The 18,304-nt window shown below is 66.4% G+C and carries 19 protein-coding genes and 1 pseudogene; 8 read left to right on the forward strand and 12 right to left on the reverse strand.

What is annotated here, in order from left to right; all coding sequences use genetic code 11:
* Positions 1-150 precede the first annotated feature (150 nt).
* From ubiV to ubiT, 3 genes are read right to left on the reverse strand one after another with little or no spacing between them, the layout of a single operon-like run.
* Positions 151-1,062 carry a ubiquinone anaerobic biosynthesis protein UbiV gene (ubiV, locus tag PWS46_RS16740; protein WP_434620484.1) on the reverse strand — a complete coding sequence of 304 codons (912 nt, stop codon included), beginning with the start codon at positions 1,060-1,062 and terminating at the stop codon, positions 151-153.
* 27 nt (positions 1,063-1,089) lie between these two features.
* A complete protein-coding gene (gene ubiU, locus PWS46_RS16745) occupies positions 1,090-2,088 on the reverse strand; it encodes a ubiquinone anaerobic biosynthesis protein UbiU (RefSeq protein WP_434620487.1) in 999 nt (332 codons plus the stop codon).
* Between the two features lie 5 nt (positions 2,089-2,093).
* Entirely contained in the window at positions 2,094-2,753 is a 660-nt protein-coding gene (gene ubiT, locus PWS46_RS16750; RefSeq protein ID WP_434620490.1) for a ubiquinone anaerobic biosynthesis accessory factor UbiT, read from the reverse strand.
* Between the two features lie 711 nt (positions 2,754-3,464).
* Here ubiT and PWS46_RS16755 point away from each other — a divergent pair.
* From PWS46_RS16755 to PWS46_RS16775, 5 genes are all read left to right on the forward strand, one after another.
* Entirely contained in the window at positions 3,465-4,733 is a 1,269-nt protein-coding gene (locus PWS46_RS16755; RefSeq protein ID WP_434620493.1) for a PQQ-dependent sugar dehydrogenase, read from the forward strand.
* 78 nt (positions 4,734-4,811) lie between these two features.
* Complete coding sequence (locus tag PWS46_RS16760; protein ID WP_434620496.1) at positions 4,812-5,117, forward strand: c-type cytochrome; 306 nt, start codon at positions 4,812-4,814, stop codon at positions 5,115-5,117.
* Between the two features lie 384 nt (positions 5,118-5,501).
* A complete protein-coding gene (dctP, locus tag PWS46_RS16765) occupies positions 5,502-6,692 on the forward strand; it encodes a TRAP transporter substrate-binding protein DctP (RefSeq protein ID WP_434620499.1) in 1,191 nt (396 codons plus the stop codon).
* 70 nt (positions 6,693-6,762) lie between these two features.
* Complete coding sequence (locus PWS46_RS16770) at positions 6,763-7,938, forward strand: TRAP transporter small permease subunit (protein WP_434620502.1); 1,176 nt, start codon at positions 6,763-6,765, stop codon at positions 7,936-7,938.
* Between the two features lie 3 nt (positions 7,939-7,941).
* Positions 7,942-9,306 (forward strand): TRAP transporter large permease, encoded by a 1,365-nt coding sequence (locus PWS46_RS16775; RefSeq protein WP_434620505.1) that lies wholly within the window; start codon positions 7,942-7,944, stop codon positions 9,304-9,306.
* Between the two features lie 354 nt (positions 9,307-9,660).
* Here the strand turns inward: PWS46_RS16775 and PWS46_RS16780 are convergent.
* The 3 genes and pseudogenes from PWS46_RS16780 to PWS46_RS16790 all read right to left on the reverse strand — a co-directional run.
* Positions 9,661-9,774, reverse strand: a pseudogene (locus tag PWS46_RS16780) (IS5/IS1182 family transposase); the annotation flags it as partial.
* 94 nt (positions 9,775-9,868) lie between these two features.
* Positions 9,869-10,105 carry a tautomerase family protein gene (locus PWS46_RS16785; protein WP_434620508.1) on the reverse strand — a complete coding sequence of 79 codons (237 nt, stop codon included), beginning with the start codon at positions 10,103-10,105 and terminating at the stop codon, positions 9,869-9,871.
* A 40-nt stretch (positions 10,106-10,145) separates the two neighbouring features.
* Positions 10,146-10,856, reverse strand: coding sequence for an SDR family NAD(P)-dependent oxidoreductase (locus PWS46_RS16790; RefSeq protein ID WP_434620511.1), 711 nt, complete (start codon positions 10,854-10,856; stop codon positions 10,146-10,148).
* A gap of 240 nt (positions 10,857-11,096) precedes the next feature.
* Here PWS46_RS16790 and gcvA point away from each other — a divergent pair, with 240 nt between their 5' ends.
* Together gcvA and PWS46_RS16800 are read left to right on the forward strand one after the other, a co-directional pair.
* Positions 11,097-12,023 carry a transcriptional regulator GcvA gene (gene gcvA / locus PWS46_RS16795; RefSeq protein ID WP_434620514.1) on the forward strand — a complete coding sequence of 309 codons (927 nt, stop codon included), beginning with the start codon at positions 11,097-11,099 and terminating at the stop codon, positions 12,021-12,023.
* A 405-nt stretch (positions 12,024-12,428) separates the two neighbouring features.
* Positions 12,429-13,859, forward strand: a complete 1,431-nt coding sequence (locus PWS46_RS16800; protein ID WP_434620517.1) for an MATE family efflux transporter — start codon at positions 12,429-12,431, stop codon at positions 13,857-13,859.
* Positions 13,860-14,207: 348 nt separating this feature from the next.
* Here the strand turns inward: PWS46_RS16800 and PWS46_RS16805 are convergent, their stop codons facing one another.
* Both PWS46_RS16805 and PWS46_RS16810 read right to left on the reverse strand, forming a co-directional pair.
* Complete coding sequence (locus tag PWS46_RS16805) at positions 14,208-14,666, reverse strand: hemerythrin domain-containing protein (protein WP_434620520.1); 459 nt, start codon at positions 14,664-14,666, stop codon at positions 14,208-14,210.
* A gap of 112 nt (positions 14,667-14,778) precedes the next feature.
* Positions 14,779-15,153, reverse strand: coding sequence for a VOC family protein (locus PWS46_RS16810; protein WP_434620522.1), 375 nt, complete (start codon positions 15,151-15,153; stop codon positions 14,779-14,781).
* Between the two features lie 258 nt (positions 15,154-15,411).
* On the opposite strand from PWS46_RS16810, the gene PWS46_RS16815 reads away from it, so the two are divergent.
* A complete protein-coding gene (locus PWS46_RS16815; protein ID WP_434620524.1) occupies positions 15,412-15,564 on the forward strand; it encodes a hypothetical protein in 153 nt (50 codons plus the stop codon).
* Positions 15,565-15,609: 45 nt separating this feature from the next.
* Here PWS46_RS16815 and PWS46_RS16820 read toward each other — a convergent pair whose 3' ends face one another.
* The 4 genes from PWS46_RS16820 to PWS46_RS16835 form a co-directional block, all read right to left on the reverse strand.
* The gene (locus PWS46_RS16820) at positions 15,610-16,512 is read right to left on the reverse strand and encodes an SDR family oxidoreductase (RefSeq protein WP_434620527.1); all 903 of its coding nucleotides are present in this window, start codon (positions 16,510-16,512) and stop codon (positions 15,610-15,612) included.
* A 109-nt stretch (positions 16,513-16,621) separates the two neighbouring features.
* On the reverse strand, positions 16,622-17,134 hold the full coding sequence (locus PWS46_RS16825; protein ID WP_434620530.1) for a DUF2249 domain-containing protein: 513 nt from the start codon (positions 17,132-17,134) through the stop codon (positions 16,622-16,624).
* A 109-nt stretch (positions 17,135-17,243) separates the two neighbouring features.
* Positions 17,244-17,435, reverse strand: coding sequence for a DUF1858 domain-containing protein (locus tag PWS46_RS16830; protein ID WP_434620533.1), 192 nt, complete (start codon positions 17,433-17,435; stop codon positions 17,244-17,246).
* Between the two features lie 88 nt (positions 17,436-17,523).
* Positions 17,524-18,240, reverse strand: coding sequence for a Crp/Fnr family transcriptional regulator (locus PWS46_RS16835; protein ID WP_434620536.1), 717 nt, complete (start codon positions 18,238-18,240; stop codon positions 17,524-17,526).
* Positions 18,241-18,304 lie beyond the last annotated feature (64 nt).

An 18,304-nucleotide genomic window follows, 5' to 3' on the forward strand; every position in this document is an offset into this window, starting at 1 on the left:
ATCAAGTGCTTGTTCGGAAAAGCGGCGGCAGTCCCTCCCCCGCCCAGCTCTCGCACAAAGCTATGCTTTGTGCTGACGCGGCAGGCGGACCGTAGGTCCGCTGAGAACGGGGGAGGATAGGTGGGGGTCTAACTTCGCAAGGATCCCCCCTCACGCCACCCGCAACGCCCCCGCGGTGTCGTGGTAGAACCCGTTCACCAGCGGCGCGTCGATCAGCCCGCCAAGTTCCGCCGCCACCTCCTCCCCGTCGCGCCGGCCGTCCAGCACCGCGCGGAAGGCCTCTGCCACCCGCACCATGTCCATCGCCTGCGGCGACAGGCGGAAGCGGTCCACTCCCATTTCCAGCAGCGCCGGCACTTCCGCCGCCAAACACAGGCAGCCGTGCGACATCGTCTGCGTCCCGTTGACGGTCAGGAAGGGCTGCCCGTCCATCGTCGTCACCGGCATGCCGTCCGGGTCGTTGCCGCAGACGAACTGGCAGCCGTCCTTGTGCAGCCCATGGGCGCGGGCGTGATAGCAGCGGGCCGAGATGGCGAGCGGCGCCCGTCCCCAGACCTGCACCTCCGTCTCCACCCCCAGCTCCCGCCCGGCCCTGGCCAGCACCGCGACGGTGGCCGCCGGCAGCTCGGCCGGCAGCGACACCGCCACCGCGCCGCGCCCGGCCATCCAGCCGAGAGTCGCCTCGTTGTAGACGTTGATCGTCGGCCCGACCGCGTGGGGCCGTCCGGCCAGCAGCGCCAGCACCCCCATGTCGTTCGCCTCGATCAGCCCGCCATCCGGCAGCCCGGCATCGGACCCCACCAGATCGCGCATCGCCGCCCGTTCGCGCTCGCTGCCGACCAGGATCGGGCTGGCGAGCCACACTGTCTTGCCGGCGGCGCTCAGCCGTTCGATGACGTCCCCCATCGCCTCGGCGAAGAAGGGCGCCCGCTTGAAGCAGACGATCTCGCCGACGACCACGGTGTCCACCGGCGCCTCGTCGGCGATGCGGGCGTAGAAGTCGCGCCAGCGGTCGACCGGCCAGTTGAACAGCACCGGCCCCAAAGTGAGTGACGCAGTCATTCCCTGAAACTCCTTACCGCCAGCGGCTCAACGCCAGGCGCGGGTATAGGCGCCGGTGGTCTGGGTCCCGCCCTCGACCATCGCCTGCAGATCGATGTGCGGCACCGGCCGGCCGGCGGCGAAACTCTCCAGCGCCTCGCGATAGGCGCGGACCACTGCGGCGATATAGGCCTTGCCGCGCTGCCGCCCCTCGATCTTCAACGCCCGCACGCCGGCCGCCTTCAGTTCCGGCAGCAGGTCCATCGCGTTCAGGCTGGTCGGTTCCTCGAACAGGTAGGCCGGCCCCTCCCCGGCGCCGGCACCGGCGACGAAGCGGCCCTTGCACAGCGTCGGATAGCCGGCCTGCTCGCCCTCGCCGAACACGTTGATGGTAAAGCCGCCCAGCGTCGAGGCCAGCGCGCCGCCCCGCTGCTCGTAGCGGACATGGTTGGCCGGCGAACAGACACCCTGCTTGTTGGGCGACAGGCCGGTGGCGTAGGAGGACAGCGAGCAGCGCCCCTCCGCCATCGGGCAGAGTCCGCCGAAGACGAACACCTCGGTCTCGATGTCGATCTCGGCGTTCAGCTTGGCGATTTCCGGCACCGTCAGCACGCGCGGCAGCACGACGCGCCGCACGCCGAAGGCATCGCGGTACAGCCGGATCGCCTCGACATTGGCGGCCGACGCCTGGACCGACAGGTGCAGCCGCAGATCGGGATGGCGTTTGGCGGCATAGGCCAGCAGCCCCGGATCGGCCAGGATGACCGCATCCACCTTCAGCCGCGCCGCGTCGTCCACCGCCTTTTGCCAGGGGCCGAGATTGCCGGCCTGCGGATAGGTGTTGATGGCGACATAGACCTCGACGCGGCGCGCATGGGCGTAATCCACCGCATCGGCGACATCCTGCCGCGTGAAGTTCAGCCCCGGAAAGTTGCGGGCATTGGTTTCGTCGCGGAAACCGAGATAGACGGCATCGGCCCCGGCATCGACGGCGGCGCGCAGCGCGGCCGGCGTCCCCGCCGGGCAGATCAGTTCGAAATTGTCCATGATCCTCACGCCCCCGTGCCGGGCAGCACCCCGGTAAGACGCGCCTCCACCCGCTCGATTCCCCGCCGCAGCGGCGGCGGCAGCAGCCGGCGCGCCGCCTCGATCCGGTCCAGCACCGGCCCGGCATTGCGCCGCAGCACCGGCAGGGCGCGGGCCAGCGGCCCGGCGATGGAGGCGGCATCGGCCACCAGATCCATCTCCTCCTCGCCATCCAGCGTGTTGCGCAGCGCCAGGATCAGCGCGGTATCGCCGAAAATGCTCAGTTCGCGCCGGAAGAACAGCGCATCGCCGTCGATCCGCCCCTCCAGCAGGTCGAGCAGCCGGGCATAAGGCCCGCGGATCACCGCATCGGCGGCCCCAGCCTCACCCACACCGTCCGCCCCACGCGGCAGGGCCTGCAGCGACAGATCATGCCCGACGCGCATCAGCAGGGCGACCGGCGCATCGACCGGCTCGATCAGCACGCGGGCATCGGCCATCTCGCGCAGCGCCGCGAAGGCGCGCGGATGCCGCTCGGCCAGCAGCCGCAGCAGCCGGGCGAGCAGCGCGTCGCTGGCCCGCCGCCCCAGCCTGGGCACCAGCCCCAGCCCGGCCCGGCTCAACCCGGTCTCGAACCGGCGGGCACGGTCGTCGGAAACAGTCTGTGCGACATCGGGATCGCGCATGGGCGGCTTCCCTCCTCATCGGTCATTCCGCCGCCCATGAAAGCCGGTAACCGCCTGACGTCATTGACCTCGGTCAAGTTCAAGCTTGAAAGATCCGCCGTCAGGCCGCACTCGCCAGTCCGGCGCGGTCGATCAGGTCGTACAGCTCGCGGTCCTCGCGGCCGATGCGGTGCTTCAGCGCGGCGACCACCTCCCGCGTCTCGCGGACAAACGCGGCCGGGTTGAACTCTCCATCGGCATCCGTGCAAGGTCATCCTCCACAGGAAATTCTTTCTCAGAATCAACGACATAGTCTGATGGCCCGTATGGCTGGGGTTGGACGCCGATCCACAGCGATACCCCGAATTTCTCGGCGCTACCTCCACGAGGGTGTGGTTTGTCCGGCTTGCCCGCCACTACGCTGGAGATGCATCAATGCACGGTTCAGAACCCGAAATGGAACGGAGATGAGCCATGGAGCAGTTGCGAAGATCCTGAATTGCCGGGGCCTGATACCGGCGCCCGCCTATGGACGATGACGCCGCAGGGCGCCGTATATTCCCCGTTCGGGGCAAGAAGCGCCGGCCTTCTTCGGGCCGCCGCCGATATGGACCGTATCCGAGTACATTCCCGTGTCCATCCTGCTGATGGCGCCGTGTTCCGATCGACGCCCCAAGAAAACGGGCTCAGAACCCGTAGAGCGATCAAACGAACGATACAATGGGAGGAAACATGAAATCCGGTCTGAACACTGCGATTTTTCTGGCGGTTGCATGCTTGACGATGCCCGTCGCCGCTCAGGACCACCCGCAGCCGCCTGGCAACCTCGAGAAGCTGCAACAATTCAAGACCACCGGCGACGTGACCGAGATTCCGGTTGTTCCGCAATCCGGCCCGAAGGCGGCGGCGATCAACAAGACCCTTTCGCGGATCAAGCTGCCGCAGGGCTTCAAGATCGCGCTTTATGCGATCGTGCCCGACGCCCGGCACATGGCCGTCGGGCCGCAGGGCGTGGCCGTGTTTGTCGGAACGCGCAAGACCAAGGTCTACGCGGTTACTGATCGGGACAAGGACCGGGTCGCCGACGAAGTGAAGGTCTTCGCGCCGACGATCAGCTTCTCGGTGCCGAATGGGGTCTGCTTTTCGAAGGACGGATTCCTGTTCGTCGTGGAGCAGAACCGGGTGCTCACCTTTCCCGCCGCCGAGTTCTTCTATGAGGGTGCCGACGTTGCCGCCTTCCAGGTGGCCAAGGGCGGCGAACTCATTCCCAAGGAAGAGGAAAGCTACAACCATACCGCCCGCGTGTGCCGGGTGGGCCCGGACGACAAACTCTACATCGCGCTCGGGCAGCCCTTCAATGTGCCCGCATCCGACAAGCTCGACCTCTACAAAAAGTGGGGGATCGGCGGTATCATCCGCATGGATCGCGACGGGAAGAACCGCGAGGTCTATGCCTGGGGCGTGCGCAATTCCGTCGGCATGGACTTCAACCCCAAGGACAAGACGCTCTGGTTCACAGACAACCAGGTGGACGGAATGGGCGACGATGTTCCGCCGGGTGAGTTGAACCGGGCGGAAAAGCCGGGCATGAACTTCGGCTTCCCTTATTTCGGGGGCGGCAAGATTCGCACCGTCGAATACAAGGATCAGCAGGCACCGGGAGACGCGGTTTTGCCCCAGGTCGAATACGATGCGCATGCGGCCGATCTTGGCATGACCTTCTACAGCGGCACCCAGTTCCCGGCGAAGTATCGCGGCGGTGTATTCGTTGCCGAACACGGGTCGTGGAACCGCACGAAGCCCATCGGAGCGCGGATCATGTTCACCTCACTCAAGCCGGACGGCACCGCGGACAAGACCGAGATCTTCGCTGAAGGCTGGCTCACCTCGGACGGCGAATATCTGGGGCGGCCGGTCGATGTGGCGGTGCTGGCCGACGGCTCGCTACTGGTGTCGGACGATTTCACAGGAGCCGTCTACCGGATCTCCTATGAGCGATGAGGGGTGATGCGGACAGCAAGCCGATCGCCCCGGGCGGGGCGGTCGGCCGGGAGGACGAGGATGCGATACCGGTGGAGCGTGCTGATCCTGCTGGGACTGGCCGGCTATGCGGCCGGCGGCCACGCCGGAGATCCCAGGGAGGGAAGGAGAAAGGCCATCCAGTGCCAGACCTGCCACGGGCTGGACGGGCTCTCCAAGATTCCGGAAGCGCCCAACTTGGCCGGGCAACCGGAAACCTACCTCCGGAAAGCGCTCACGGATTATAAGACGGGGGCCCGCAAGAATGAGATGATGTCGGTGGTCGCCCCGTCGCTGAGCGAGGCGGACATAGACAATCTCGCATCCTATTACAGTTCCATCCAGATCGAGGTTACGCCGCCGTAGCGCCGTGAGCGGCCGTGTTTACGCGATGGCGAGTATGCCGCGCAGAACTGCGACTCTCTGGACATGGATCGACTGTCGTCGGGCGGCCGGGACGTGCTGCTTGCGCCGCGTCCCGGACGCAGAAAGTTGCGCACCTCGTCATAGGCCCGGCAGCGGAAGCGGCGGCAGCCGTGGGCCGTCCGATCCCAATGCTCCGTCAGCCCTGCGTCGTCGAACAACCTGGCGCGAAGGCTGACAGCCCCCCCATCTTTCTTTTCGAATATTTAGTTTGTTTGCGTAGCGAACATTTTCGCCCTGTGCGATGATTCCGCCACGCACCGCGCGCTTGTGCGCCGTTCCACGCAGAACGGGCGGGCCTAACCATAAAATGGGAGGGATTGCAGCATGGGAGAGCAGAAGGTCGTTCCAACAGACAATGTCGCTCCAACAGAAAAAGCCGTTCCGGCGGACGGGATCCCGGATGGGGTTGTCGAAGGGCGCCGGCGGTTCCTGGCGCAGTTGGCGGTCGTCGGGGCGGGAGCCGCCACGGCGTCGACGATCGGCGCGCCGTTCGTCTCCAACCCGGCGCACGCCGCCACCACCGTGTGGAAAATCCAGACCTCCTGGCCGGCCGGCGTCGGGCTGGCGACGTTCAAGGAGTGGTGCAACGGCATCAAGGAGAAGACCGGCGGGGAGCTGGAGTTCAAGCCCTTCGCCGCCAAGGAGGTCGTCGGCGATTTCGAGCTGTACGACGGCGTCAAGAACGGCGTTCTGGAGGCGATGAACTCCTTCACGCTCTATTGGGCCGGCAAGATTCCGGCGGCGGCGTTCCTCAGCTCCTACACGCTGGGCCTGCGCTACCCGCATGAATGGGACGTCTTCTTCTACAGCCATGGCGGCCTGCAGGCGGCGCGCGACATCTTCGCCAGGCAGGGGCTCTATTACGTCAACCGCATCCATCACGATGCCAACATCATCCATTCCAAGAAGCCGATCCGGTCGATCGACGACTTCCGCGACCTGAAGCTGCGGGTGCCCGGCGGCATGATCGCCGAGACCTTCGCCGCGGCCGGTGCCCGGACGACGCTGCTGCCCGGTGGCGAGGTGTTCGCCGCGCTGGAGAAGGGCACCATCGACGCCGCCGACTACACCGGCCCGGCGGTGAACTGGGACCTCGGCTTCCAGCAGGTGACGAAATACATCTCGATGGGGCCTGAAGGGCTGATGTCGATCTATCAGCCGGTCGACCTGATGGATTTCGTGGTGAACATGAACGTCTGGAACGCGCTGTCGGCGCCGATGAAGACCTTTGTCGACAACGAGGTGCAGACCTATTCCAACACCCACTTCGGCGCGATCCAGAAGGCCAACCTGGAGGCGTGGGGCCGCTTCGAGAAGGCCGGCGTCGAGGTCAACCGGCTGGCTGCCGAGGACGTCGAGCGCTTCACCGACATCGCGGTGCCGATCTGGTTCAAATGGGCGAACAAGGACAAGGACGCCGCGCGGGTCTTCAAGATCCAGCTCGACATCATGATGTCGCCCAGCTTCGGCTACGTCAACGAATCGCACATCAAGGGACAATCCCTGCAACTCTAGTCCTGGATCGGCGGGGCGCCCCGAACCGGGCGCCCTTTCTTTTGCGGCTCTCCCCATCAAGGACGGCGCCATGCCCGGTCTCGGTTTCGTCATGCCCCACTGGCTCTATTGGGCCGGTCTGCTGCTGTTTCCCCTGTTCGCCCTGCTTATGGTGCGTCGCGAACTGGCGCGCGGCGGCTCCTCCAGGATATCCCTGCCCGTCGCCTACCTGTTCCTGCTGTGCGGCGGCTTCGCCGGCCTTCACCGGCTGTATCTGAAGAGCCTGCTCGGCCTGCTGTATCTGCCGCTGCTGGCCGGGATCATCTACGGCAACACGCAGGTGCGCGACATGCGCGAGACGCTGTCGACCGCACGGGCCGACGCGCAGTCCCTGGAGCGCGTCGTCCATCGCGAGGAGGCAGCCGTCGCCCGCAAAAGGTTGGGCGCCCAAGAGCGGCTGGACAAGGCCGCCGTGCAGTTAACCCAGGCGCAAGCCGTCCTGGCCGGCGTGCAGGACCAGTCCGACCGCTGGCAGCGGGCCACCGGCATCGTCGCGCTGGTCCTGCTCGGCGGGCTGCTGGTCGATGCAGTGCTGCTGCCCGGCCTGGTCCGCCGAACCCGCGCCCGCGAAGCCGCCGAGGGCCATCCCGACCTCGTCCCTCCGGTGGTACTGCCGGAGGAGGACCGGCCCGGCCGTCCGGGACGGCGAGTCGCCAACCGTCCATCGGCGCGCGCCATCGACCGCGTCAATCTGTGGGTCGGGCAGTTCGTCGCCTCCTGGACGGTGATCGCCGTCTTCGTCTACTACTACGAGGTCGTCGCCCGGTTCCTGTTCAATTCGCCGACCAACTGGGCACATGAGAGCATGTTCCTGATGTTCGGCATGCAGTATCTGCTGTGCGGCGCCTACGCCCTGCGCACCGAAAGCCATGTCCGGGTCGACGTGTTTTACGTGAAGATGCCGCCGCGGGCACGGGCGATGGCCGACGTGCTGACCTCGTTCTTCTTCTTCGCCTTCTCCGTGACGCTGCTGGCCACCGGCTGGCGCTTCGCCGCCGACGCGATGGCGGTCGGCGAGACCTCCTTCTCGGAATGGGGAATCCAGTACTGGATCGTCAAGCTGTCGATCCCGGTCGGCGCCGTCCTGCTGCTCCTGCAGGGGCTCGCCCACCTGCTGCGCGATGTCGATCTGGCGCTGGGCCGTGCGGCGGAGCCGGCAACCGGAGGCGCCGGCAGATCCGACGACGCGCACGAGGAAAGGGCCTGAACCATGGCGTTGCCGATCTCGATCGAACTTCTGACCATTCTGATGTTCGGGTCACTGGTTGTGGTGCTGCTGGCCGGGCTGCCGATGGCCTTCGTCACCGGCGGGCTGGCCAGCGTCTTCCTGTTCCTGTTCGCCGACACGGCGATGCTGAACATGCTGCCGTCGCGCGTCTTCCCCTTCATGACCGACTATCAGCTGTCGGCGATTCCCCTGTTCATCTTCATGGCGGCGATGCTGGAACGTGCCGGCATCATCGAGGACCTGTTCGAGGTCATCCACACCTTCATCGGCCGCATCAACGGCGGGTTGGCATCGGCGACGGTCATCGCCTGCACCGTGCTCGCCGCCATGGTCGGCGTGGTCGGCGCCACCGAAGTCACGATGGGGATGATCGCCCTGCCGGCGATGCTGCGGCGCGGCTACGACCCGAAGCTGGCCTGCGGCGCGCTGCTGGCCGGCGGGACGCTGGGCATCCTGATCCCGCCGTCGGTGATGGCGATCGTCTATGCCGTGGTGGCGCAGCAGTCGCTGGGCGAATTGCTGATCGGCTCGGTGTTTCCCGGCCTGCTGCTGTCCGGCCTCTACATCGCCTACATCACCATCCGCTGCGTGATCGACCCGTCACTCGGTCCGCCGATCCCGCCGGACGAGCGGGTGGGCTGGCAGGAGAAACGCGAACTGCTGAAACGGACGATCACGCCGGTCCTGCTGATCGTGATCGTGCTGGGGGTGATCTTCGTCGGCATCGCCACGCCGGTGGAAGCGGCCGGAATCGGCACCTTCGGCGCCCTGTTCGTCTGCGCCCTGCAACGCCGGCTGTCCTGGACCGCCATGCAGGAGGCCGGCATCGCCACGCTGAAGGCGACCGGGATGGTGATGTGGATCTTCTTCGGCGCGACCATGTTCGTCGGCTTCTTCATCGTCAAGGGCGGGCAGGAGTTCGTCACCAACGGCCTGCTGTCGCTGGGGTTCGGCCCCTACGCCGTCCTCGCGCTGATGATGGTGATCCTGTTCATCCTCGGCATGTTCCTGGACTGGGTCGGCATCCTGCTGCTGACGGTGCCGATCTTCCTGCCGATCATGAAGTCGCTGCCCTTCGACGGGCTGTTCGGTCTGCCCGGCGTCGCCTCGGAGGACACGCCGCTGTGGTACGGCATCATCTTCATGGTCAACATGCAGATGGCGTTTCTCAGCCCGCCCTTCGGCTATTCGCTGTTCTACCTGAAAAGCGTGACCCCGCCGCAGATCAGCATGGCGATGATCTTCCGGTCGGCGGTGCCCTTTCTCGGCCTGCAGGCGTTCGGGGTTTTCTTGTGCATCCTGTTCCCCGGAATCGTCCTGTGGCTGCCCCGGCTGGTTTATGGCTGACGAGGCGGCTGCCCCGGCGGTCTCCGTTTGACGGCCATGAAGTGGTCGTTGACCGACAAGCAGGTGATAATGGGATCGGAGCGTTCTAAACCGGACGGACATAGACATGCAAATTTGGTAGTGTTACGAGGCCCTTCCGTCGACAGGGTCCGTGCAGGTGCTGTCAGATTGCCGACCGCCGGATTGGCATGGCAGGGTGCCGGGCATGAGCACGACGCCCAATCAATACCGCGGCTTTCATTTTCCGGCGGCGATCATCAATGAAGCGGTGTGGCTGTACCACCGCTTCAGCTTGAGCCCGCGGGAGGTCGAATTGATCCTGGCTGCGCGCGGAATCGAGGTCAGTTTCGAGCAGAGCGTCAGGTCCCCCCGTCGGCGCAGCGCCGCATCGCAGGCCGCCCAGTTCTCAAGCCGGTAACGGGAACGCGGGATCTTGTGACGGCGCTTCTCGTTCGCCCGGTATGGCATCCGGCTCTTGGCTCCAGCGGGGCCGGATCCTTTACCCGCAGTCCTGCTCGATCACCGGCCCCCCATTTCCGCACCAACGCCACCGGGTGGCGGTTCAGGACGTCTTGCCCGCCGTCTGGCGCCGGTATTCCTCAACCGGTAACCCGCCCACGCCCCAGTTCTCCATGGGAACCTCGTCGATTACGACGAAGGTCGCCGCGTGCGGCTTGTTCAGCACCTCGAACAACAGGTCGCTGACCCCCTTGATCAGAGCCGCCTTCTGCTCCGGCGTCGCGCCGGTTGCGCCGGGGCTCGTGCCCTCACGGGTGATCTGGATGTTCACGTACGGCATCGGGTGTTCCTCTCCACTTTATGGCTTTACCGCCAGGGCCTTACCAGCGACCGGCGTGCTGGCCGCCGTCGACGTGCAGCGTTTCACCGGTGACGAAGTTGGCGGAGTCGAGGTAGAGCACCGCGTCCACGATGTCCTGAATGTCGCCCAGGCGGCCCACCGGGTGCAGAGCCGCCAGGAATTCGTGCGTTTCCGGGGCGTGCATCGGCGTCTTGATAATGCCCGGCGACACCGCGTTCACGCGGATGCCCTTGCCGGCGTATTCAATGGCGAGCGAGCGGACAACCGCGTCCAAGCCGCCCTTGGTCAGGGATGCCAGCGCCGCGGGCACGCTGGCCAGCGGCTGTTCCACCAACGTGGTGGTGATGTTGACGATGTGCCCGCTGCCCTGGTTCAGCATCTGCGCCGCGGCCAACTGGGACACATGGAAGAAGCCGGTCAGGTTGGTGGCGACGACCCCCGCGTAGTCGGCTGCGGTGTATTCGGTGAAGGGCTTGGCGACGAAAATGCCGGCGTTGTTGACCAACGTGTCGATGCGTCCGAAGCGTTCGCGGGCGGTGTCCACCAGGCGCTTGGCGGTGTCCGGGTCGGCGACGTCGCCGCCGACGGTCACGATGTTCGGATCGTCGCTGGCCTTGATGGAGCGGGAATTGGCGACGATGGCGAAACCGCGCTGGCGGAAGCCCGCCACCAGACCCGCACCGATGCCCTGCGACGCGCCGGTGATCAGCGCAACCTTCTGCGTGCTCATGATGGATCCTTTGGGTTCGAACAAGGGGCGTGTGTGGATGACCCGCCACCCGCGGGTCGTTTTCCGCCCCTTGGCGTGGATTGAAACGATGAGAAATTCTGTTGTGAGTCGGGAACCGGAAGGCCGTCGAAACTTGCGACCGCGTTGTCTTTCCGTCCCGCTTTCGCATTGAAAAATGCCGCAGGGCGCGTAGAACGGCAAACGAGCTTTCCTCATCGAATCGACAAGGTGGGTTTGTCGATGTCACGACCGTTGCTGCCCCTGAGCGGGTTCCGCGCCTTCGAGGCCGCCGCCCGCCACCTCAGCTTCGCCCGGGCCGCGGAAGAATTGCGCGTCACCCCGGCGGCGATCAGCCATCAGGTGCGGACGCTGGAGGATTATCTCGGCGTGCCGCTGTTCCGACGCAGCGGCCGACGCGTGCTGCTGACGGAGGCGGGACAGATCCTGCTGCCGGATCTGCGGCGCAGCTTCGACCTGATGGAGGCCGCCATGGGGCAGGTCAAGCGGCTGGCTGCGGGCGGCATCCTGACGGTCAGCATGTCGCCGTCCTTCGCGGCCAAATGGCTGATGCCGCGTATCGAGCATTTTCGGACGCGCCACCCCGACATCGACCTGCGCATCGACGCGGACGTGCGGCTGGTGGATTTTTCCGCCAACGAGGTGGACATCGTCATCCGCTATGGCCCCGGCTCCTACCCCGGCCTGAAAAGCGTGCTGCTGTTCGAGGAGGAGCTGTTTCCGGTGTGCAGCCCCCGGCTGCTGTCCGGCGCCGTTCCGTTGCAGAGCATGGCCGACCTGCGGCAACATACGTTGCTGCACGACGAGACGATCAATCTCGCAGGGCCGATCCCGTCATGGCGGGTCTGGCTGCAAACGGTCGGGCTGGAGCAGGCCATCGACCTCAACCGGGGACTGCGCTTCAATTCCTCGGTGACGGCGACCCAGGCGGCCGTCGATGGGCATGGAGTGCTGCTGGGGCGCAGCCTGATCGTTGCAGACGATCTCTCGGCCGGGCGGCTGGTCCGCCCCTTTGCGGAGTCCTGCCCGGCGGGGTTCGGCTATTACCTCGTGTATCCGCCCCAGGTCGCGTCGCGAGCGAACGTCCACGCCTTCGTCGACTGGATCATTGAGGAAGCGGCCGGGGAGGGAACCGGCGGAGAGGGGTGACGGGGTGCCGTCACTCCTCTTGCTCACCTGCAGGGGGCACTGCACGAAAGTGCGCGATGTTGGAACGCCGCGCGAACGTAGGTTTGGTTGCGCGTTGCCATCGCCATCGGTGCTGACGGAAACGGCGGCATGTTCACTTCGCCGGCGCTGACCGCGCTGATCAGTCTGCTGGCTATCGGCTGGCTGGTTGGCCGCGCCCTCGATGTCGATCAGCGCACCTGAAGACATTGGCGTCACCGCGGCACCGGAGAAATCTGACGCATCGTGGCGATGCGCAGCGTAGACTCTGCCCGGTCACAGGATGACCCTCCACTCTATCCAAGGAAGTCAGTAGCCGGAGACGTCCGACGGGAGAGGTGGCGGACCGTCCGCCACCCCAGGGCCGCCAAACAGGAGACCGATCCGATGGTCGAAACCGCTGTAGGCCGCTTCACCACCGGTTCTCCGATGCGCCATGTGATGGTGATGACCGCCACCGGCTCAGTCGGACTGATAGCGGTATTCGCGGTTGATCTGCTGAACCTGTTCTACATCTCACGGCTGGGCGAACGCGAATTGGCGGCGGCGGTGGGCTTCGCCGGCACCGTCCTGTTCCTGCAATCGTCGCTATGCATTGGACTGTCGATTGGCGCCGGAGCGCTGGTAGCGCGCGCGATCGGCGGCGGACGGCGCGCGGAAGCGGAGAGGCTGGCGGGCTCCAGCTTGATCCTTACCGCGCTGGTCGCCGCGTTGGTCGGCATGCTGTCCTTGCCTCTGCTAGGGCCGGCGATGGATCTGCTGGGCGCCAGGGGAGCCACCAAGGACCTTGCGGTCGGCTATCTGACCATCCTGTCACCGACCCTGCCGTTGCTCGGCCTCGGTATGGGCTGTTCGGCGATGCTGCGGGCGCAGGGCGATGCGCGCCGTGCCATGACCGTCACGCTCTATGCCGCACTGTTCACCGCGGCGTTGAACCCGATTCTGATCTTCGGCTTGCGGATGGACCTGACTGGTGCCGCTGTGACGGTCGTGCTGTCGCGCTGCCTGCTCGCCGCTGTCGGCTGGCACGGTGTGGCACGGGTGCACCGGCTGCTCGCCGCCCCGGGCTGGACCGGGCTGGTGAAGGATGCCGGGACCCTGGCCGGTATCGCCGGCCCGGCGGTCCTCACCAATCTCGCCACCCCGGTAGCCGGCGTCTACGTCACCACCAGCATGGCCCGCTTCGGCGATGCAGCAGTCGCCGGGGCGGCCATCGTCGACCGCATGGTTCCGGTCGCATTCGGCACGATCTTCGCCCTGACCGGCGCGGTCGGCCCGATCCTGGCGCAGAATCTGGGTGCCGGCCGTTTCGACCGGGTGCGGGCGACCCTGCTGGCAAGCCTGGTGCTGATCGTCGTCTGGGTGGCGGCGGTGTGGCTTGGTCTGTTCCTTGCCCGTGACTGGGTGGTGATCGCCTTTTCCGCCGAGGGAGTGTCTGCCGATCTGGTCCGCCTGTTCTGCACCGCTGTGGCCGGCGGGTTCCTGTTCGTCGGCTTCCTCTTCGTCGGCAACGCCGCGTTCAACAATCTGGGCTTCCCCCTGCTGGCGACCGGGTTCAACTGGGGCAGGGCAACGCTGGGAACCATGCCGTTCGTGGCGGTGGGCGGTTGGCTGGGCGGGGCGCCGGGGGTGCTGATCGGACAGACGGCGGGATCGGTGCTGTTCGGTATCGCGGCGGTCTGGGTGGCGTTTCGGGTGACTGCACAGCTCGGCCGGACCAGAGGCGGACTGGCTCCGGAGGCCATGGTGGTGCCGGCCGACGTTCCGCTATCCGACAAGGCGGCGGCCGCGCTGACCGTGCAGATCAACCGGCCGTGAGGCGGCGCCGGGGGACCACCACGGCCTCCTGCACCGAAAGCCAAGCGGAGTTCCGCCTGCGCCGGCCACGCCTCTGAGGGCTGCCGATGCGCCTGATCGCGGCGGATTCAGGCGCCTTGGCAAAATGCAGAGTCACAATCGCAAACGCTGCGAAGCATGACTTCCCGTCATGCGGGTACAAAAACACGCACAGAATTCACACTGAAGCACTGTGCGTCCTAAATTTTCACTGAACCAATTTATGATTCCAAAACAGTCTTCAGAGACCATTTTATGGTTCCGGCGGTGCACGTTATGGCTCCAGATTTGGCCGATTTCCCAATGAAGTCAAAGAGCACAAATTGCACTTTATGGTTCCTTCCAGACCGCGCTCGCCAGCCCGGCGCGGTCGATCAGATCGTACAGCTCGCGGTCCTCGCGGCCGATACGGTGTTTCAGCGCGGCAACCACCTCCCGCGTCTCGCGGATGAAGGCGGCCGGGTCCTTGGCGACGGCCACCGGGCCGGGCCAGCGCGTGCGGTACTGGTCGAACCGCCCCCGCAGATCGCCCATTTCTGTCTGGAACCGCGCCGCAGTGCCACGCAACGTAGCGTCCGGATGGGCCAGCAGCCGGGGATAAAGCGCGCTGTCCTCCAGCGACAGATGGACGGCGAAGGTGCCGAACAGCTCCCGCACCGTGGCGATCAGCGCCGCCGGGTCGGCCTCCACGGTGCGCGAGGCAAGCAGCGCCTCGATGCGTCCGACCAGTTGGCCGACATTGGCATGGTGGTCGCGGTAGAGCGCGGTGCTGACGGTGACTTTGGACATGATGCTGTCTCCAACCTGTGCCGCCCTTGATTGGGCCGCGTTGAAGCCAGCATGCCGGCCGACGGCTGCGGCATCGTTGCGCCACCGCAAACAACTCCTATTCGCGCTTCCGTCAGTAATTGGCCCACAGCCCCGGCGTCACGAGTTCCACGAGATGACCGTCCGGATCACGGAAGTAAACGCTGCGTGCCCCCTTGCGCCAGGACACGGTGCTTTCGACCGCGATGCCATGGTCCGCGAGTTTCGCCAGCCAGCCGTCCAGTTGGTCGGCTGAAATGGCAAAGGCATAATGGAGCTTTCCACTCCCGCCATGGGGAGGGATCGTCCCGCCGGGCGTCTCGATGGGTTGGTCGCTCGGGCCCTTCTGAAACAACAGCAAGACGCTGTTCGGCCCAACGGGATAAGCGGCAAGCCTGTCGCTCAGAAACATCGCCTGCAGGCCCATGACGTCTTCATAGAAGGCGCGGGCCTTCGCGAGGTCATCCACATAAAGGCCCGTCTCAAGCACACCGTTTAGAACTGGCGCAGTATCCACAGTCAAAATCCCTCATTTTTTAAGCAAATTCCTTATCGAGTGAAAAATTTTACTGCGGTGGCGTCGGCCGCTCAAGGAATGATCCGAACCAGGCCCGAATGTGGGCCCACTCACAGCACCGGGGCGGAAAGGCGCCCAGGATCGCTCCAACGCCGCGAACCACCCCCGGTCGGATGGACGGCGCCGAACCTCGCCGGACGGAGCGATCCCATGACCATCCTCTGCATCACCGCCGCCACGTCGATCCTGAGCCTGGGCCTGCTGGTCGGGTGCGATCTCTGCTTCAATCTGACGTCGGACATCGCCGGGGCCAGGACAGCCCCATTCCCCCGCCGTCGGTCCGGCGAGGACATCATGGGATAGGGTCCGCCGTAGCAATCAATTCGCCGCCGGCAGACCGGCCCAGCTTTACGGCTGGCCGCTGCCGCCCGCCGCGCCATAGACATGGCCGGTGGTGAAGCTGCCCTCCTCCGCGGCAAGCTGGACATAGATGCCGGCAAGCTCCGCCGGCTGACCCGGACGGCCGAACGGGGTCTGGCCGCCGAACTGCTTCAGCTTCTCCTGGCTGGCGCCGCCGCTGACCTGCAGGGGAGTCCAGATCGGGCCGGGAGCCACGCCGTTGACGCGGATGCCCTTGTCGGCCAGCTGCTTGGCCAGCGACTTCACATAGTTCATCGTCGCCGCCTTGGTCTGGGCATAGGCGTACAAATCCGGCGTCGGGTCGTAGGCCTGTTCCGACGTGGTGCCGATGATGACCGATCCCGGCTTCAGGTGGGGCAGGGCGGCCTTGATGATCCAGAAGGGCGCGTAGATGTTGGTCTTCATCGTCGCGTCGAATTCCTCGCTGCTGACGTCGAGGATCGACGGGAAGGCCTGCTGCCGCGCCGCGTTGCAGACGAGGATGTCCAGCCCGCCCAGCCCCGCGACCGCATCGGCCACCAGCTTTTGGCAGAAGCCCTCGTCGCGCAGGTCGCCGGGAATCGCCACCGCCTTGCGGCCGGCCTTCTCGATCAGCGCGACGACCTCCCGGGCGTCCGGCTCCTCGGTCGGGAAATAGTTGATGGCGACGTCGGCGCCCTCGCGGGCATAGGCGATGGCGGCGGCCCGGCCCATGCCGGAATCGCCGCCGGTGATCAGCGCCTTGCGCCCGGCCAGCCGGCCGGAGCCCTTGTAGCTGGTCTCGCCATGGTCGGGCGGCGGGTCCATGTCGCGGGCCAGCCCCGGCCAGGGCTGCGATTGCCCCTTGAAAGGCGGGCGCGGGTATTTGCTGCGGGGGTCCTGCGGCGTGACGGTGTCGTCCTTGCGGTCCATGCCTGTCTCCTGATCCGGCACTTTCGTGTGCGATGCGGCGATGCCTCACACACAGAACCGGTCGGGACAGGAATGGTTGCCGCAACCCTGACCGTCGCCAAAGGGGTCCTCAGCCGCACATGCCCCCGCAGCAGGAGCCGTTGCGCCGGGCCAGCAGCCGCTCATACGCGATGCCGACCACGCCGGCCGGCGGGATCACCCCCTGCAGCAGCGCCAGCACATCGGCCTCCGGCGTGCCCGGCGGAACGTCCGTCACCTCGCAGACCGAGGCGCCGCTGCCGTCCGGCCCCAGCCGGGCATCCGCCGCCGCGACCGCCACGTCGCCGTTGCGGTCGATGCGCACGCGCAGGCTGGTCGCCGCCGCCCCCTCGGGCCGGGCGATGCGGACCTGCCAGACCTCGGGCCCCTGCTGCAGATACTCCCAGGAGAAGCCGGCGCCGAACAGGCTCAGCAGCTGGTGGTGCAGCGGACGCGGGTCATGGTCGTTGACCAGCGAGAAGCCGGCGCCGGGCGTCAGATCCTGCACCGACTGGAAGATCAGCTGGTGGCGCTGATAGGGCGGAATGGCGCGGAGATCGAGAACCGGTTCGGCCTGGGCGCTGGGAGAGGTGATGGTCGGCATCGTCGTCCGTCTGGTCGGTGGGGAAGCGGCAGGATCGCCATGCCCCCCTGTACCCCGGATCGCCGCCCCCTTCTTTGCTCCAGCACAAACGCCGGAGAGGGTAGGGCCTTCAACCATTGGCAGCGGCAAGATCGCGGAGAAAGGCGTCAAGCTCCAGCCCATAGGCCTCGGCCGCCTCGCGCACGGTCATGAAGGGCGCCATGGCGCAGCCGGGACAGGCGAGGCCATGGCGAAGCAGAACCGGCACCACCGCCGGCCGGCCGCTCATCAACTCGGCCATCGTCAGATCGGCAAGCGTCATTTCCGTATGCTCCGGCACAGGAGGACAGGCGGCCACCTTATCCACCCCGCCGCCGACACTCTTTGCGCAACCGCAAGCCGGCAGGCGGTCACGCCCGCTTCGGCACCTGCGGCAGATCCTCGGCGATGGCGACCAGGGCGTGGGGTTTGCGGATCACCACCTGCTGCCGGCCGCTCTCGACGATGCCCTGGCTTTCCCAGGCCGACAGGGTGCGGCTGACGGTGTGCAGCGTCGTCCCCGTCATCTCCGCCACATCCTGCCTGGACAGCGGAAAGTCGATCTCCACCCCCGCCTCCACCCGCCGCCCGGCGTGGCGCACCAGCCGCAGCAGGGCATGGGCGATGCGGCGCTCCACCCGCTCGGTCGCCACCTCGCGCAGGCGGTTCTGCAGCTCGCGCAGCCGGCCACCGATGATCGACAGCGCGTTGCGGGCGATGGCGGGATGGCGGTCCATCAGCTCGGTCATCGTCGCCGCCGGCCAGGACAGCTCGACGCAGTCGGCCACCGCCACCGCATCGGCCGGATAAAGCCCGTCGGTGAAGATCGCCAGCGTTCCGAACATCTCGCCGGGGCCGATGAAGCGCATCACCACCTGCTGCCCGTCGGGACCGGTCTGCACGATCTTCACCCGCCCGTCGATCAGCGCATGGCCCGCCGCCGCCGGCTCCCCCTGGGTGAAGACGGATGTGCCGCGGGGATGCAGCCGGGGCCGCGCCAGCGCCACCGCGTCGGCCAGCGCACCGGCATCCAGGCCGGCGAACAGCGGCATGCCGCGCAGAACGGCGGGATCGGGGGGCGGGGGCATGGCGGTCGTCCTGGCTCGCTGGGCGTAATCGGGGGGCGTGATCCTTATCCATTCGTGCACGACT

The organism is Azospirillum sp. B2RO_4 (genome assembly GCF_051124815.1).
Lineage (GTDB): Bacteria > Pseudomonadota > Alphaproteobacteria > Azospirillales > Azospirillaceae > Azospirillum.